Genomic DNA, 15,771 nt, shown 5'->3' with positions numbered 1-15,771 from the left:
TGTCGACGTGCTGTTCTCCAGCTGGGGGTCCGCGGTCCAGGCACCCTGGCCGGACGTCGCCGAGGTGAGCGACCACGTCGGCGTACGCCACCTGGTCGTCACCCGGCACGCGCTGGTCCGTCAGGTCCTGGCCGACCCGGTCACCTACCCGCCGGACAACGCCCTGGACGCGGTGACACCGATGCCGGTGACCGCCCTGCGGGTGCTCGCCGGGCACCGGTTCCGGCTGCCGCCGACCCTGGCCAACAACTCGGGCGCCAGCCATCCCGAGATCCGGGCGATCGTCGCGGCGGCGTTGCGCCCCGAGCGGGTCGCCGCGCAGCGGCCCTGGCTCACCGCGCTGGTCCGGGACCGGGTCGCCCGGCTCGGCGCCCGGCTCGACACCGGTGCGCCCGTCGACCTGTACGCGGACCTCGCCGCCGACCTGCCGCTGCTGGTGCTGGCCCGGCTGGTCGAGCTGCCGGACGCGCCCGTCGGCGCGGTGAAGGAGTTCGCCCGCGCCGCGCTGGAGTTGTTCTGGGCGCCGCTGGACACCGACCGGCAGTTGGCACTCGCCGCCGAGGTGGGCCGGTTCCACCGCGTCCTGCGGGACTTCGCGGCCACCGGCGGCGGGTTGGCCGGCGAGTTGCGCGCGGCCGGGCACTCGCCGGACGTGGTGGTCGGCGCGCTCTTCTTCCTGCTGGTCGCCGGCCAGGAGACCACCTCGCAGTTCCTCACCCTGCTGCTGCACCGGCTGGCCGGCGAGCCGGCGGTGCGGGCCGGACTGCGCACCGGCGAGGTCGCGGTGGCCGACGTGGTGGAGGAGGGGCTGCGGCTGGAGCCGCCGATCGTCACCTGGCGGCGGGTGGCGGCGGCGGACAGCACGCTCGGCGGCACGGCGGTGCCGGCGGGCAGCAGCCTCGTGCTCTGGCTGGGTCGCGCCGGCCGCGACCCGGCGGTCGTCGAGTCGCCCGACGAGTTCCGGCCGGGCCAGCGTGGATCCCGCCGCCACCTGTCGTTCGGGGCGGGCGCCCACCGCTGTGTCGGTGACGTGCTGGCCCGGATGGAGGCGGCCGTGGTGGTCGCCGAGGCAGCGCCGCTGCTGGACGGGGTGACTGTCGTCCGCCCGCCCTGGTGCCCGGACAACCTCACCTTCCGGATGCCGGACGCTTTCGTGGTCCGGGGCACCGGATCCTGATCGCGCTTCGGTAGGTTTCCGGGCGTGTCAGCGACCCCCGCACGTCGGATCCTCGCCGTCGTACCAGTTGTGGCCCTGCTGGTGCTGAGTGCCTGCACAGCCGGCCGCACGCCGCACACACGGCAGATCAGCGTGGCCCAGCCGGTCCCGTCCGCCTCGCCGTCGACCGCACCGTCGGTCTCGCCGTCGGTGACGGTGCGGCCCAGACCGGGAAGTCTGGACTGGTACGTGTCCCAGGTGCCGACCTTCCCGGCGGCGCCGCCACCGCAACCGGTGCCGCTGCCCGCGACCGGCGCGGCCCAGTTCTGGCACCGCCTCCCGACCGACCAGAAGGTCGCCTTCATCACCATCGACGACGGTGGGCTGGCCCGACCGCCCGACGTGGCCGACTTCGTCTGGCGGGCGCACATCCCGGTCACGATGTTCCTCAACTCACCGGCGGCCCAGGAGCACCCCGACTACTTCCGGCAGATCATGGTGGCGGGCGGGGTCGTCGAGAACCACACCATCACGCACACCTCGCTGGCCGGCCGGTCGTACGACCGTCAAAGGCACGAGATCTGCGGGGCGGCGGACACGCTTGAGGCGCTGTACGGCAAGCGACCGACCCTGTTCCGGCCACCGTTCGGCGAGCATGACAGCACCACGTTGCAGGCGGCGCACGACTGCGGCGCGAAGGCGGTCCTGCACTGGACCGAGACCGTGCACGAGGGGAAGGTGCGCTACCAGACGCCGGAGAAGGTGGTCCAGCCCGGCGACGTGCTGCTGATGCACTTCCGGCCGGCGCTGATGGACGACCTGCTCGCCGCGCTCAAGGCGATCCACCGGGCCGGGCTCACGCCGGCGCTGCTGGAGGACTACATCCGCTGACCGACCTGACGAAAGTCAGGGCCCGGTGCTGCCCTTCGGGCGCGGTGGAGCAGGGGGCCGCGCGCCTAGCGTCAGCGCATGATCACATTACGTGGGTTGACGAAACGGTTCGGGGCGACCGTCGCGGTCGACGCGCTGACCGTCGACGTCGCGCCCGGCCGGGTCACCGGCTTCCTCGGCCCCAACGGCGCCGGCAAGTCCACCACCATGCGGATGATCCTCGGGCTGGACCGCCCCACCGCCGGACAGGCCCTCATCGGCGGGCGCGCGTACCGGGACCTGCGCCGCCCACTGCACGAGGTGGGCGCGCTGCTCGACGCCCGAGCCATCCACCCGGCCCGGTCCGGCCGGGCACACCTGCTGGCCATGGCCCGCAGCAACGGCATCCCCGCCCGCCGCGTCGACGAGGTGCTGGACACCGTCGGGCTGGACGCGCGGGCCGCCGGCAAACCGGGCCGAACCCTCTCCCTCGGCATGGGCCAGCGGCTCGGCATCGCCGGCGCGCTGCTCGGCGACCCGCCGGTGCTGATGTTCGACGAGCCGGTGAACGGCCTCGACCCGGACGGGGTGCGCTGGGTACGACACCTGACGCGCTCGCTCGCCGACCAGGGTCGAACCGTTTTCGTCTCCAGCCACCTGATGAGCGAGATGCAGCTCACCGCCGACCAACTCGTGGTGATCGGGCGGGGCCGGCTGCTCGCCGACGCGCCGATCGGCGACGTGATCGCCGGCAGCACTGTCGCCGTCCGGGTGCGCAGCCCGCACCCGGACGGGCTGGCCGCCCTGGCCGCGCGCCTCACGGCCGCCGGGGCGAGCGTGGTGGCGGCCGACCGCGGCGAGCTGACCGTCACCGGCACCACCGCGGACCGGGTCGGTGACCTGGCGCACGAGCTGGGCGTACGACTGCACGAGCTGACCGCGCAGGCCGCGACCCTGGAACAGGCGTTCATGGAATTGACCGCCGACAGCGTCGAGTACGCCGGCGGCCCGACCGAGGGTGGGCACCGATGAGCACACAGACCGACGCGAACACCCGCCCCGCCAACACGCCGGCCGCCGGTGCGCCGGCCACCTTCCGGGGGGCGGTGGCCGCCGAGTGGACCAAACTCTCCTCGGTGCGCAGCACCTGGTGGACGGCGCTGGCCGGGCTCCTGGTGATGGTTGCCAGCGCCGGCCAGCTGGCCATCTACGTCGCGAACGACAACACCAACGACGACCCGACCGACGACCTGGGGATCGTCACCGTCGGCAGCGTGCTGATCGACTCGGTCGAGCTGACCCAGTACGTGGTGCTGGCCCTCGGCCTGCTCGCGATCACCGCCGAGTTCACGAGCGGCACCATCCGGACCACGTTGCAGTGCACCCCGTCGCGCGGTCGCGTGCTGCTGGCCAAGGCCGTGGTCACCGGGGCGGTCACCTTCGCCCTCGGGTTGCTACTCGGCGGCGTCGGCGCCCTGGCCGCCCGGCCGGTGCTCGGCGAGTGGGGCAGCGCCCCGGCCGCCGGCACCATCGGCGACATCGTGGCGGTGTCGACCTACCTGGCGCTGATCAGCGTGCTCGCGTTGGGCCTCGGCGCCGCACTCCGCAGCGCGGTGCTCACGATCGTCGTGCTCCTCGCCACCCTGATGATCGTGCCGCTGTCCCTGCAGAACCCGGACATCGACGTGCTGAACCGGATCGCCGACGCGTTCCCCGGCGTGGCCGGCGGGCACTTCATGTCCGGCGACACCGAGCCGTACCCGAGTCTGGTCGGGCTGCTCCTGCTCGCCGGCTGGGCCGGCGCCGCACTGCTGCTGGGCCGGGCCGTGCTCCGCCGCCGCGACGCCTGACGACCTGAGCGGGGGCTTCGCGGCCCCCGCTCAGCCGTCGACAAGCCCGGCCTCGTACGCGAGGATCGCCGCCTGCACCCGGTTCCGCACGTCCAGCCGGGTGAAGATGCTTGTCAGGTAACTCTTCACGGTGCCCTCCACCAGGTGCAGCCGGCGGGCGATCTCGGCGTTGGACAGCCCCGCCCCGACCAGGGCCAGCACCTCCCGTTCCCGCTCGGTCAGCCCGGCCGTCCGGTCCCGCGCGGCGGGCCGACGGGCCAACCGCCCCGCACCCAGCTCGATCACCCGACGGGCCACCCGCGGCGACAGGTACGCGCCGCCCTCGGCGACGGCGTGCACACCGGCGATCAGCTCCCGCGGGTCGCCGGCCTTGAGCAGGAACCCGTTGGCGCCGTGCCCGAGCGCGCGGGCCACGTGGTCGTCCTCGCCGAACGTGGTCAGCATGATCGTCGCGGTCTCCGGCACGATCCGGCGGATCTCGGCGGCGGCGGCCAACCCGTCCAGCCGCGGCATCCGGATGTCCAGCAGCGCGACCCGAGGTCGGTGCGCGCGGACCAACTCCACCGCCGCGTGCCCGTCGCCGGCCTCGCCGACCACCTCGATGCCGGGGTCGCTGGCGAGGATGGCCCGGACACCGGCCCGGATCATCGCCTCGTCGTCGGCCAGCACCACCCGCACCGGCGCTGCCCCGGCCCTGTCGGCGTCCACTACGCGATCCACTCCTTGCTGGCCAACCGGCCGTCGACGAAGCAGAGCCGCCACGTCGGCTCGGCCAGGGGGAAGTTGCCGTCGGTGTAGTACTCGCAGCCGGCCCGGTCGACGCCGACGGGGCTTTCCACCTGCCGCCGGGGCAGGCCCTCCAGCTCCGACCTGACCGTGCCGACGCGCATCTGGTCGAAGGTGTCCCGGTCCAGCACCGTCCCGGCGGTCGCCACCGGGTAGTAGACGAGGGAGAGCACCAGGGCGAACCCGGCAGGCGCCAGGAGCGCCACCAGCAGACTGCGCCGGACTCGCCGGCGGGCGTCGTGCAGCCGCCGCGCCGCGTCCACCGGCCGCTCCACCGGGCCGGACCGGCCTCCGGACGACGCCGGGTCGCTCTCGATCGCCTCCACCGGCGGCGCGGTCGCCGGCAACACCGCCCGGACGACGAACCCACCCTCGGTACGGGGCCCGGCGTCGAGCGTCCCGCCGGCGAGGCGGACCCGCTCGGCGAGCGCGAGCAACCCGCTGCCCTGCGACGGCGGGGCGGGCAGCGGCTCCGCCGGCGGAGCACCGTTGACCACGCACACCTCGACCCGTTCACCGTCGCGGGTGAGACGCACGTCGACCGGGGCGCCCGGCGCGTACCGAGCCGCGTTCGTCAGCGCCTCACGGACCACCCGGTGGGCCGCGTAACCGGTCATCGCCGGCAGCTCCGCGACCACCGAGGAGGCGTCCAGCCGGACCGCCATCCCCGCCTCCCGGGCATTGTCGACCAGGTCGGCGACTGTCTCCCCACTCGGACGCACCGACGCGCCACCCTCCTCGCGGAGCACCCCGATGATCTCGTGCAGTCGCTCGGTGGCGGCGGAGACGCTGGCCCGCAACTCCCCCGCCGCGGCCCGATGCCGGCCGTCGAGGTCGTCGGCCACCTCCAGCGCGGCGGCGCGCAACGCGATCAGGCTGAGGTCGTGACCCAGCGAGTCGTGCATCTCCCCGGCGATCCGGGCCCGTTCCCGCAGCCGGATGCGCTCGGCGGCACCGCGCTCCTCGCGGACCAGCGCCTCCACGTGCCGATCACCCGCGGCGGCCAACTCCTGCTGCTGACGCCGGTACCGGCCCACCAGCCAGGGGAACACCGCGGCGAAGAGCAGCACCGAGGCCAGCAGGAACCAGGTGGCCTCGCCGGTGCCGAGCAGACCCAGGTTGAGCGCCGTGCCGCCCGCCGCGATCACCACGAAGACCCCGGCCACCGGGCGCGCCGAGACGCTGCGCCGCCCGGTGAGATAACTGAAGACCGGGACGGCGAAGACGAAATTGCCATCGACGACCGACCCGAGCACCACAAGCACCAGGGCGACCAACGGTCGGCGTCGACTCGCCACCGTCGCCGCGCCGAGCAGCAGCAACTTGCCGACCAGCAGCGGCACCGCGTACCGCGGGTAGGGCGGGCTGACCCCGGCGTAGCCGACCGGGGCCGCGACCACAGCCCAGAGCAACGCGTCCAGCAGCAGGCGACGCCGCCGATCCAGCGGACCTGGCAGCGCGAAGTCGAGGATCCGCACGGCGGCCAGGCTACCCACGCCCGACCTGCGCGGACACCGACGAAAGTCAGGTGGTCAGCCGCTCTCCTCGGCCCAGACCCGCCAGTCGTCGAGCACACCGTGCAGGGCCGGGGTGAGCCAGCCCGGCGCGGAGCGCCGGAACACGCCCGGGTCCATCGCCCCGGCGCCGTCGGGCAGCGCGCCGAGCAGATTCGGCACCAGATCGGTGAGATTGGTCCAGTGCACCAGCTCCGGCCGGCTCGGCCAGGCCCCGATCACCACGCCGGCCGGCACCGCCCGCCGGTCGAGCGCCTCCAGGGTCAGCGCGGTGTGGTTGAGCGTGCCCAACCCGGCGCGGGCCACCACCACCGCCGGCGCGCCGAGCGACACCGCCAGGTCCGCCATCGTCCACGGCTCCCCCGACGGACGCAGCCCCATCGGAACCAGCAACCCACCCGCGCCCTCGATCAACACCAGGTCGTGTTTGTCCGCCTCCGCACGGACCGCGTCCACCGCCTCGTACAGCTCCAACGGCGGCAGGTCGGCCACCCGGGCAGCCGCCAGCGGGGCGAGCGGGTCGGGATAACTGGCCAGGGTCCGGCCGGTCAGCGGGGCGGCCAGCCGGTTCACCGCGTCCACGTCGCCCGGCTCACCGCCGGCCGTACCCGTCTGGGCCGGTTTGACCACCGCCACCCGCAGCCCGGCCGCCTGCGCCGCGGCCGCGATCGCCGCCGTCGCCACCGTCTTACCGACCTCGGTGTCGGTCCCGGTAACCAGGACCGACCCCTCCCACCCGCTCACGGCGCCACCTCTGCTCGCGACTGCGGGGCTCGCAAACCCGGCTCACTCCTCGCGCTCACGGCGCCACCTCTGCTCGCGACTGCGGGGCACACTCCACGATGACCTCCAGGGCCCGCTCGAAATCCGCACGGGGCACCCCGGCGCTGACCGTGAGGCGCAGACGGGAACGGCTGTCCGGAGTGGACGGTGGCCGGAAGCAGCCCACCGCGACACCCCGATCCCGGCAGTCGGCGGCCCAGGCGGTCGCCGCCTCCGGCCCGGGGGCGGTCACCGAGATCACCGCCGCGTCCGGCGCGGAGACGGTCAGCCCGGCCGCGCGCAGTCGACCGACCGCCACCCGCACCCGGTCGGACAGCTCCGCACGCCTGTCGTCACCGACCCGGGCCAGCCGCAGCGCGGCGTGCACGCCGGCGGCGACCGCCGGTGGCAGCGCCGTGTCGAAGATGAACGTACGCCCGGTCTCGACCAGATGCCTGACGAACTCGGCCGGGCCGGCGACCACACCACCGGCGCCACCGAGCGCCTTGGACAGGGTGGCGGTGATCACCACGTCCGGCTCACCCGCCAGCCCCGCGGCGGCCACCGCACCCGCGCCGGCCGGACCTGTCACGCCGAGCGCGTGCGCGTCGTCGATCAGCAGGAGCGCGCCGTGCCGGCGGGCCACCGCGTGCAACCGGGCCAACGGCGCGAGGTCACCGTCGACCGAGAAGACCGACTCGGTCACCACCACCGCCGGGCGGCCCGGAGCGGCCGCGAGCGCGGCGGCCACGGCGTCCACGTCAGCGTGCGGGGTGACCGCCGTCTCAGCGCCGGAGATCCGGCAGCCGTCGATCAGGGACGCGTGGTTGTGCGCGTCGGAGACGAGCAGCGTCCGAGGTTGGACGAGTGCCCGCAGCGCGCCGAGGTTGGCCAGGTAGCCGGAGGAGAAGACGAGGGCGCGATCGGTGCCCAGCCAATGCGCCAGCTCGTCCTCCAGCGCCTGGTGCGCGTCGGTGGAACCCCGCACGAGGCGCGACCCGGTGGCCCCCAGCCCGTACGCCGACAGCGCCGCCATGGCCGCGGCGGTGACCTCCGGGTGGGTGGCCAGGCCGAGGTAGTCGTTGCCGGCCAGATCGGTCACCCCGTCGCCGGCGGGTCGCGGGTGCAGTCGCCGGGTCAGCCCGGCCTTCGCCCGTAACTGCGCGCGGCGGTCGAGCGCCGCCAGCCAGTCCGCCACCGTCACCCCTTCGCCGCCGTCCGCGCCGGTCAGCCCGACACCCGCCGGGCGAAATTACCACCCGCCACCGTCAGCCCGACGGATCCACTCGACGCGAGCGCCCCGCCGGGCTGCCAGGCCATTCCGGCTGACGGGGGGCCTTGTAGGGTACGAGCCATGCCAGAGATCCTCGACCAGGCCCGGACCCAGGTGCTGGGTGACGGTGTCGGCCTCGACCAGGCCGGCATCCTCGCGGTGCTGAACCTGCCCGACGAGCACCTGCCCGCCGCCCTGCAACTCGCCCACGACGTGCGGATGCGCTGGTGCGGTCCCGAGGTCGAGGTCGAGGGCATCGTCTCGCTGAAGACCGGCGGCTGCCCGGAGGACTGCCACTTCTGCTCCCAGTCGGGCCTGTTCACCTCCCCGGTGCGGTCGGTCTGGCTGGACATCCCGTCGCTTGTCGAGGCGGCGAAGCAGACCGCCAAGACCGGGGCGACCGAGTTCTGCATCGTCGCCGCCGTGCGCGGCCCGGACGCCCGCCTGATGAAGCAGATGCGCGAGGGCGTGGCCGCGATCAAGGCCGAGGTCGACATCCAGGTCGCCGCGTCGCTGGGCATGCTCACCCAGGAGCAGGTCGACGACCTTGTCGACATGGGTGTGCACCGCTACAACCACAACCTGGAGACCTGCCGGTCGTACTTCCCCAACGTGGTCACCACGCACTCCTGGGAGGAGCGCTGGGAGACGCTGCGGATGGTGCGCGACTCCGGCATGGAGGTGTGCTGCGGTGGCATCCTCGGCCTCGGCGAGACCGTCGAGCAGCGGGCCGAGTTCGCCGCGCAGCTCGCCGAGCTGAACCCGCACGAGGTGCCGCTCAACTTCCTCAACCCCCGACCGGGCACGCCGCTGGGCGACCGTCCGGTGGTGGAGGGCAAGGACGCGCTGCGGGCCATCGCCGCGTTCCGGCTGGCCATGCCGCGCACCATCCTCCGGTACGCGGGTGGTCGGGAGATCACCCTCGGTGACCTGGGCACCCGGGACGGTCTGCTCGGTGGCATCAACGCGGTGATCGTCGGCAACTACCTGACCACGCTGGGTCGGCCGGCGACCGCCGACCTGGACCTGCTGGACGAGCTGAAGATGCCGGTCAAGGCGCTCTCCGCCACGCTGTGACGACGATGACGACGACCGAGGTGTGGTGCGACAGGTGCGGTGAGTCGGCGACGGCCGCCGCCCACCCGGGCTGCGCCTCGGCCCGCCAGTTGGAGCCGCCCCGGTTCTGCCACAGGTGCCGCCGCCGGATGAAGGTGCAGGTGCTGCCGGTCGGCTGGTCGGCGGTCTGCGTCGAGCACGGCGAGATCCGGGGCTGATCCACTCCACCTGACCCACCAGCGGCGTCGGCGGGGACCCGCCGACGCCGTGCGCGGTGGTAGGTTCCGACCCACGGCTGGGGCGACAACCCGCGGGGGGACCAAGGTGGACGCTGACCGCGCCGCCCGGGAGCGGCGAATCCTGAGCACGGCGGCCGAGCTGCGCGTCGTGGTCGGGGAGACCACGGTGACCGTCGAGTCGCCGGACGGTGCGGTGGTGGTGACGGCCGGGCCGCGCAACGCCCTGCTCGACCTCACGCTGACCCGCCGGATCCGGCACCATGACGGCCGAGCCCTCGGCGCGCTGCTGGTCGCCACCGTGCGCGCCGCCGCCGAGCGGGCCGACGAGTTGCTCACCGAACGGGCCCGCGAGCTGGTGCCCGGCCGCGCCGACCTGCCCGACCCCCTCGCCAGCGCGCTGCCCGAGCCGCCCCCACCCCCGGCCGACGACACCGCCGACGAGGAGACCGACCCGCTCGTTCGCCGTCTGCGCGACGAGGCGCGACGGCAACTTGACGCCTGGGCGACGACGCGGGCCGACGTGGTCGACCTGACCGCCACCGCCCACGCGACACAGGGCGGGGTCGTCGCCGAGGTGGGCGCCACGGGCGAGCTGCGGCGGGTCGAGCTGGCCGACACCGCGCCCCGCCTGGACCCGGCCCAGTTGGCCACGTTGGTGCGCGACACCGTCCGCCGGGCCACCGCGGACGCCGCCGCGCTGCTCGCCGAGCGGGTCCAGCGTGTTGCCGGCTCCCGCCTGGACCTGGTGTCGTTGGTGGCCACCTACCGACCGTCCGAGACCGACGACGAGGAGGGCCGAGGTGGCTGACTTCGAAGCGAACGTGGACGAGATCCTGACCTGCCGGACGCGCCTGGCGGACATCCAGCAGCGGGCGGCGGCGATCGCCGACCTGGCCGAGGACGCCAACCCCGAGTGGTATATCTGGGGTGCCCTGGGGGCGCCGTTCGCCGCGCTGTACTGGCGCTTCGCCGGTGAGTTCTACGAGCACCTGGGCCTGATGGGGGAGGCGCTCACCGACCGGGTCGAGGCGTTGGACTGCACCGCCGAGGCGTACCGGCGCACCGAGCAGGACATCGACGAGCGGATGCGCAGGTTGCATCAGCGGCTGGCCGAGGGCTACCCCGAGTGAGCGACGAACGTGACCTCACCGACAGCGACGTCACAAACGACGTCACCCGGCAGGAGTGGGCGACCGGCCCGGTCGGCGCGGACACCACCTGGGACGGGTACGGCGGGGCCGGGTCGGTGGACGTCGGCGGTTACGACGTGCTCCGTCTCGACCCGGTCAAGGACGTGCCGGGGCTCTCCGGGATCCCGCAGGCCGTCTCGGCGGGCGCCAAGTGGGCCGGCGGCGACGGCGACTGGTCGGAACTGTTCAACATCGCCGGCAGCGTCGGCGACCTGGGCGTCAACGTCTTCGCCTACGCGGTGGACCCGCTCAACTTCCTGATCTCCGCCGGGCTCACGTTTCTGGTGGACGTGGTGCAGCCGCTGGAAGACCTGCTCGGGCTGGTCACCGGCAATGCCGAGCGGATGGAGGGGGAGATCGCCAAGTGGGAGCGGGTCGGCAACGCGCTCGACCCGCTGGCCGCGGAGATCCGTGCGGCGGTCCAGGAGGGGCTGGTGGGCTGGCAGGGGCTGGCCGCCGACGCCGCGCGCCAGCGGATGGACGAGTTCGCCCAGGGGGTGGCCGGTCTCGGCAACGACGCCCGAAAACTGGTGATGACGCTGAACGCGGCGAAGCTGCTGATGGAAGTGGCGCAGGGTTTCGTGCTCGGTCTGATCGCCACCTTCGTGGAGTGGATGGTCTTCACCTGGACGGCGGCGTTGGCCAGCGCGGTGCCGACGATGGGTGCGTCCACCGCCGCGGCGGGAGCGGCCACGACCGTGCAGGGCGCGGTCGTCACCACCCGGGCGACCACGTTCATCAGCAAGGTCGTCGCGTTGCTCCAGCGGCTGCGCACCGTCCTCGCCAGGATGCACCCGAAGACGATGGCCTCGGTCAAGGCGTCGTTCCAGCTTCGTGGGGCCAACGGCACGTTCGCGTCGGGTTGGCGCGGTTCGTCGGCGGTGCTCGTCGACTCGGCGAAGGACTTCCGGACCTGGCTGGGCCCGGCCGACAAGCTCGCGGCGACGGCGGCCAACGAGGGCAAACGGGCGACCGACTACTTCGGCGACGACGCCGAACTCTCCGACTCCCGGACGGAGCAATACCTTGACCCAGGTCGATGACCCCTCGGGCGGTGACCTCACCCACCCGCAGGGCGCGTACCAGATCGAGCGGTACGACCCGGCCGGCCCGCCACCACAGCTACCGCCCGGGCACGGCGGGATCGCCGTGCACACCTGGTGCCCCCCGCAGTCGGCGCGGTTCACGCTCGCCCCGATGGTAGGTGTGGACGGCCGGCCGGCGACCTACGGCTTCGGCCGCGCCCTCATCGTGGTGCCGGTCGGCGAGCGACTGGTCGAGGTGCAGTACGTGTCACCGCTGCGCAGCACACTGATCACCGTGAGTGAGGGAGAGGTCGTGCCGCTGGAGTACGCCGCCTCCTACGAGGCGTTCGGCGCCGGCGCGTTGGGGCGCGGCGAGCAGCGACCCAGCGGGCGGATGCCGATCGCCGCCGCGTTGACCTTCAGCCTGGTCCTCGGCCTGGGTGCCGCGTACCTGGGGTTCCTGCCGTTCCTGCTGGTGGACGATGCCCCGACCGCGCTGCTGCTGGTCCCACCGGTGCTGGGCATCGTCGTCGGCATCCTGGTGTTCCGGCGCGGCACGAGGCGGCGTCGGTGAGCGCGGCGGCGCTCTTCGTCGGAGCGGACACCGATTCGCCGACGCCTCCGGGCGGGCAGGCCGGAGTGCTGCTCACCTTCTTCTTCACCAGCCAGGTCCAGCTGTACCGTGGCGACGTGCTCGTCGACGACCGTCCCAACTGGGACATCTGGATCCCCCCGCCGGTGCTGTTGATCGACGGTGCGCCGGCGCGGGCCAGCTGGTCGAGCTGGTTCTATCCGCTACCGGTCGGCGCGCACCAGGTGGAGATCCGCGAACCGGCGGCGGCTCGGCAGCAGCTCGACGTGGTCGTCGACGGTGTGGCGCGGTTGCGGTACGAGGCCGCGATCACGATCCGCAAGGACCACACCGACACACACGTGCTGCGCTGGGACACCAGCGCGACGCTGGGGAGCGGCTCGTGAGCACGTTGTCGGGCCGGGTGGTGACGCTGCGCCCCGCCGAGGAGGCGGACGTCGCCGCGTTGGCCGACATCCGGGCCACGCCCGAGGTGCGCCGCTGGTGGCGTGGCGACGACGACCTGGCCGACTCCGTCCGCGCCGACCTCGGTGACGGCGACCTGCACCTGTACGCCATCGAGCACGACGGCCGGGTGATCGGCGCGATCCAGTGGCACGCCGAACCGGACCCGGACTACCGGCACGCCAGCATGGACATCTTCCTCGACCCGGCGGTACGCGGCGCCGGGCTGGGCGTCGACGCGATCCGCACCCTGGCCCGGCACCTGATCGACGAGTACGGCCACCACCGGTTCACCATCGACCCGGCGGCGGCGAACAGCGCCGCGATCCGCGCGTACGCGAAGGTGGGTTTCCGTCCCGTGGGCATCATGCGCCGCTACGAGCGGGGCGAGGACGGCCGCTGGCACGACGCCCTGCTGATGGACCTGCTCGCCGAGGACCTACCCGGCTGAATCGGACGAGCGTGCCCGGCACCGCACGGTGCCGGGCACGCCCCGGTTCTCCGCGAACTAGCGCTGGAGGGTCAGCACACCCGGCCGCCACGGCAGCCGGTTGTAGTCGCCGCTCGCGTTGGGGTCCTTGCCCTGGTAGAGCAACTGCAGGTTGCAGGCGTCGACGGTCTTGGTCTGGTCGGGGTTGGTGCGGACCAGGTCACCGTGGCTGATGTCGTTGGTCCACGTCGCGCCGCTGTTGGCCCTACCGGCGAAGGGGTTGCTCTCGCTGGCGGCCTGCGGGGTCCACGAGCCGCCCAGGCTGCTGGACGTGAACGACCGGAAGTAGCGTTGTCCCTGGCTTCCGATCGCCTCGACGATCATGAGGTACTGGTTCTGGCCCTGCACCTTGTAGACCTCGACGCCCTCGAACAGGTTGTTCGTCGAGTCGGTCATGACCGTCGTGTAGCTCGAGCCGAAGCTGCCCGGGAAGTTCCCGAGCGGCATGCTCGACCGGTAGATCTTGCCGTTGTCCCCCGCGAAGAACAGGTACATGTTCTGGTCGTCGCCGATGAGGGTCTGGTCGATCACGCCGTACGGGGCGTCGGGGAGGCTGGCGGTGGAGAGCGTCTGTGCCGAGGACCAGCCGTTGGCGTTGGTCGGGTCGCTCGACGTCTTGTAACTGAACGAGGTCGGTCCCCACTGGTACGCCAGCACCCAGATGTTCTTCGGGGCGAAGTACAGCAGCGTCGGCGCCACCGTGCCCTGACTCATTCCGGTCTGGCCGGCCGAGGCCATGTCGGACCAGTTGGTGAACAGGCTGAAGTTCATCGAGCCGTACGAGCCGCTGCTGTTGACGTTCGACGCGTAGACCAGGTGCTTGCCGTTGTAGACCACGTTTGTGAAGTCCTTGAGCGAGAGCCAGCCGTTCTGCGGGCTCGTCAGCGCGCCGGTCGAGGACCACCGGTAGGTCGACGGGAGCGCGCAGCCGCCCGGCGGCGCCGTGGTCGGCGGCGGGGTGGTCGGCGGCGGGGTGGTGGTCGGCGGCGGCGTGGTGGTGCCGCCACCGAAGTCGGTCCGCCACTGCTGGTTGGTCTGCCCGTGGCAGTCGTACAGCTGGACCTGCTGGCCGTTGCCGGTGCCCCAGACGTCCAGGCATCGACCCGACTGGACGCCGCTGATGGTGCCGTTGGAGTTGACGTTCCACTGCTGGTTCGACTGACCGTTGCAGTCCCAGATGATGACTCCGGTGCCGTTCGCGGTGCCCGCGCCGTTCGCGTCCAGGCACTTGCTGCCGTAGACCCGCAACTGCTTGCCGGTGGTGTACGTCCACTGCTGGTTCGACTGACCGTTGCAGTCGTAGAGCTGGACCCGGGTGCCGTTGGTCTGCGTGGAGTTGGGCACGTCGATGCACCGGCCCGACTGCACCCCGGTGATCCGGCCGGAGCCGCCACTCGGCGGCGGGCTCGTGGTCGGGGTCACGGTCGGGCTCACGGTCGGGGTCACGGTCGGCCCCGAGGTCGGAGGGGCCGCGTTGAGCGCGTTGAGGACGGAGTTGTAGGCGGCCTTCTTGTTGCCGCCGCCGTCGAAGAGCAGCGGGCTCTCGTTGGAGCGCCAGGAGTCGCTGTCGCGTACGCCCCAGACGGTGATGCCGATGCAGCGCGGCACGTTCAGGCAGGCCTGGGTCAGCCCGGCGTACTGGGTGGTGGAGGAGTTGGTGACGTCGACCTCGGTCAGTGCCACGTCCACGCCGAGCGCGGCGAAGCTGGACAGCGTGGTCTGGAAGTTGCTCGGTAGCGAGCTGCCGCCGGTGAAGTGGGTCTGCAACCCGACGCAGTCGATCGGCACGCCACGGGACTTGAAGTCCTGGATCATGCGGTAGACGCCCTGCGTCTTGCCGTACGACCAGTTCTCGATGTTGTAGTCGTTGTAGCAGAGCTTGACCGACGGGTCGGCCGCGCGCGCGGTGCGGAACGCCACCTCGATCCAGTCGTTGCCGGTGCCCTGGAGGTTCGACTGACGACGGCTGCCGTCCTCGTTGAACGCCTCGTTCACCACGTCCCACGCGGCGAGCTTGCCCCGGTAGTGGCCCATCACGCCGTTGATGTGGTCGATCATCGCCTGCCGCAGGCTGCTGCCGTTGAGGCTCTGCATCCACCCCGGCTGTTGCCCGTGCCAGGCCAGGGTGTGCCCACGGACCTTCAGGCCGCGCTGGGTTGCCCAGTTGTAGATCTGGTCACCGGAGTTGAAGTTGAACTGGCCCCGCTGGGGCTCCGTCGCGTCCGGCTTCATCTCGTTCTCGGCCGTGATCATGTTGAACTCGCGCCCGGCGATCGTGCTGTACGTCGAGTCGCCGAGCCGGCCAGCCGCTATGGCGGTGCCGAAGTACCGGCCCGACTGCGCGGCGGCCGCGCCGAGCGTGGTCGCGGCGGCGTTCGCCGAGGGCATCATCACCGCTGCGGCGGCTACGGTCACGACGCTGAACGCGCCGGCGAGCAGCGCTCGGACGGCGGGCGATCGCCGTCGCCGAGTCCCGCCGCGACAAACGGTTGGGCTCATTGCCATCTCGGCCTCCTTATTGGCC

Annotated in this window: 17 protein-coding genes; 12 read left to right on the top strand and 5 right to left on the bottom strand. The window is 72.7% G+C overall.

All coding sequences use genetic code 11. The annotated features are described in order from the left end of the window. The first annotated feature begins 7 nt into the window (after positions 1-7). From ACLQ29_RS18795 to ACLQ29_RS18780, 4 genes are all read left to right on the top strand, one after another. Entirely contained in the window at positions 8-1,177 is a 1,170-nt protein-coding gene (locus ACLQ29_RS18795) for a cytochrome P450 (RefSeq protein WP_425772802.1), read from the top strand. A gap of 24 nt (positions 1,178-1,201) precedes the next feature. Continuing rightward, a complete protein-coding gene (locus tag ACLQ29_RS18790; RefSeq protein WP_425772801.1) occupies positions 1,202-2,047 on the top strand; it encodes a polysaccharide deacetylase family protein in 846 nt (281 codons plus the stop codon). 78 nt (positions 2,048-2,125) lie between these two features. Next, positions 2,126-3,058 carry an ATP-binding cassette domain-containing protein gene (locus ACLQ29_RS18785; RefSeq protein WP_425772800.1) on the top strand — a complete coding sequence of 311 codons (933 nt, stop codon included), beginning with the start codon at positions 2,126-2,128 and terminating at the stop codon, positions 3,056-3,058. Then, positions 3,055-3,876: an ABC transporter permease gene (locus tag ACLQ29_RS18780; RefSeq protein ID WP_425772799.1), complete on the top strand. Its 822-nt coding sequence runs from the start codon at positions 3,055-3,057 to the stop codon at positions 3,874-3,876. Before ACLQ29_RS18785 ends, ACLQ29_RS18780 begins: the two co-directional genes overlap by 4 nt. Positions 3,877-3,906: 30 nt before the next feature. Here ACLQ29_RS18780 and ACLQ29_RS18775 read toward each other — a convergent pair whose 3' ends face one another. From ACLQ29_RS18775 to ACLQ29_RS18760, 4 genes are read right to left on the bottom strand one after another with little or no spacing between them, the layout of a single operon-like run. Continuing rightward, positions 3,907-4,584 (bottom strand): response regulator, encoded by a 678-nt coding sequence (locus ACLQ29_RS18775; RefSeq protein ID WP_425772798.1) that lies wholly within the window; start codon positions 4,582-4,584, stop codon positions 3,907-3,909. Beyond that, positions 4,584-6,140 (bottom strand): sensor histidine kinase, encoded by a 1,557-nt coding sequence (locus ACLQ29_RS18770; protein ID WP_425772797.1) that lies wholly within the window; start codon positions 6,138-6,140, stop codon positions 4,584-4,586. Before ACLQ29_RS18770 ends, ACLQ29_RS18775 begins: the two co-directional genes overlap by 1 nt. 54 nt (positions 6,141-6,194) lie before the next feature. Continuing rightward, complete coding sequence (gene bioD, locus ACLQ29_RS18765; protein WP_425772796.1) at positions 6,195-6,920, bottom strand: dethiobiotin synthase; 726 nt, start codon at positions 6,918-6,920, stop codon at positions 6,195-6,197. A gap of 55 nt (positions 6,921-6,975) precedes the next feature. Further along, positions 6,976-8,136 (bottom strand): 8-amino-7-oxononanoate synthase, encoded by a 1,161-nt coding sequence (locus ACLQ29_RS18760; protein WP_425772795.1) that lies wholly within the window; start codon positions 8,134-8,136, stop codon positions 6,976-6,978. 156 nt (positions 8,137-8,292) lie between these two features. Here ACLQ29_RS18760 and bioB point away from each other — a divergent pair, with 156 nt between their 5' ends. The 8 genes from bioB to ACLQ29_RS18720 all read left to right on the top strand — a co-directional run bounded on the left by bioB (position 8,293) and on the right by ACLQ29_RS18720 (position 13,208). Then, complete coding sequence (gene bioB / locus ACLQ29_RS18755) at positions 8,293-9,288, top strand: biotin synthase BioB (RefSeq protein WP_425772794.1); 996 nt, start codon at positions 8,293-8,295, stop codon at positions 9,286-9,288. Between the two features lie 5 nt (positions 9,289-9,293). Beyond that, positions 9,294-9,485, top strand: coding sequence for a hypothetical protein (locus tag ACLQ29_RS18750; RefSeq protein WP_357813226.1), 192 nt, complete (start codon positions 9,294-9,296; stop codon positions 9,483-9,485). A 106-nt stretch (positions 9,486-9,591) separates the two neighbouring features. Continuing rightward, positions 9,592-10,314 carry a YbaB/EbfC family nucleoid-associated protein gene (locus ACLQ29_RS18745; RefSeq protein ID WP_425772793.1) on the top strand — a complete coding sequence of 241 codons (723 nt, stop codon included), beginning with the start codon at positions 9,592-9,594 and terminating at the stop codon, positions 10,312-10,314. Further along, complete coding sequence (locus ACLQ29_RS18740) at positions 10,307-10,636, top strand: hypothetical protein (protein ID WP_425772792.1); 330 nt, start codon at positions 10,307-10,309, stop codon at positions 10,634-10,636. The genes ACLQ29_RS18745 and ACLQ29_RS18740 overlap by 8 nt, the downstream gene beginning before the upstream one ends. Next, positions 10,633-11,739 (top strand): WXG100 family type VII secretion target, encoded by a 1,107-nt coding sequence (locus ACLQ29_RS18735; RefSeq protein WP_425772791.1) that lies wholly within the window; start codon positions 10,633-10,635, stop codon positions 11,737-11,739. The genes ACLQ29_RS18740 and ACLQ29_RS18735 overlap by 4 nt, the downstream gene beginning before the upstream one ends. Next, complete coding sequence (locus ACLQ29_RS18730) at positions 11,723-12,295, top strand: hypothetical protein (protein WP_425772790.1); 573 nt, start codon at positions 11,723-11,725, stop codon at positions 12,293-12,295. Before ACLQ29_RS18735 ends, ACLQ29_RS18730 begins: the two co-directional genes overlap by 17 nt. Continuing rightward, a complete protein-coding gene (locus tag ACLQ29_RS18725; protein ID WP_425772789.1) occupies positions 12,292-12,699 on the top strand; it encodes a hypothetical protein in 408 nt (135 codons plus the stop codon). The genes ACLQ29_RS18730 and ACLQ29_RS18725 overlap by 4 nt, the downstream gene beginning before the upstream one ends. Further along, positions 12,696-13,208, top strand: coding sequence for a GNAT family N-acetyltransferase (locus ACLQ29_RS18720; protein WP_425772788.1), 513 nt, complete (start codon positions 12,696-12,698; stop codon positions 13,206-13,208). Before ACLQ29_RS18725 ends, ACLQ29_RS18720 begins: the two co-directional genes overlap by 4 nt. A gap of 57 nt (positions 13,209-13,265) precedes the next feature. Here the strand turns inward: ACLQ29_RS18720 and ACLQ29_RS18715 are convergent, their stop codons facing one another. Next, complete coding sequence (locus ACLQ29_RS18715) at positions 13,266-15,752, bottom strand: non-reducing end alpha-L-arabinofuranosidase family hydrolase (protein ID WP_425772787.1); 2,487 nt, start codon at positions 15,750-15,752, stop codon at positions 13,266-13,268. Positions 15,753-15,771 lie beyond the last annotated feature (19 nt).

It is taken from the genome of Micromonospora sp. DT228 (genome assembly GCF_049841595.1).
Lineage (GTDB): Bacteria > Actinomycetota > Actinomycetes > Mycobacteriales > Micromonosporaceae > Micromonospora.
This window is presented reverse-complemented; position numbering and strand designations above follow the sequence as displayed.

Excerpts from the sequence above, each read along its gene's own strand:
- ACLQ29_RS18785 (WP_425772800.1), top strand. The coding sequence starts at position 2,126 with ATGATCACATTACGTGGGTTGACGAAACGGTTCGGGGCGACCGTCGCG.
- ACLQ29_RS18780 (WP_425772799.1), top strand. The coding sequence starts at position 3,055 with ATGAGCACACAGACCGACGCGAACACCCGCCCCGCCAACACGCCGGCC.
- bioB (WP_425772794.1), top strand. The coding sequence starts at position 8,293 with ATGCCAGAGATCCTCGACCAGGCCCGGACCCAGGTGCTGGGTGACGGT.
- ACLQ29_RS18750 (WP_357813226.1), top strand. The coding sequence starts at position 9,294 with ATGACGACGACCGAGGTGTGGTGCGACAGGTGCGGTGAGTCGGCGACG.
- ACLQ29_RS18715 (WP_425772787.1), bottom strand. The coding sequence starts at position 15,752 with ATGGCAATGAGCCCAACCGTTTGTCGCGGCGGGACTCGGCGACGGCGA.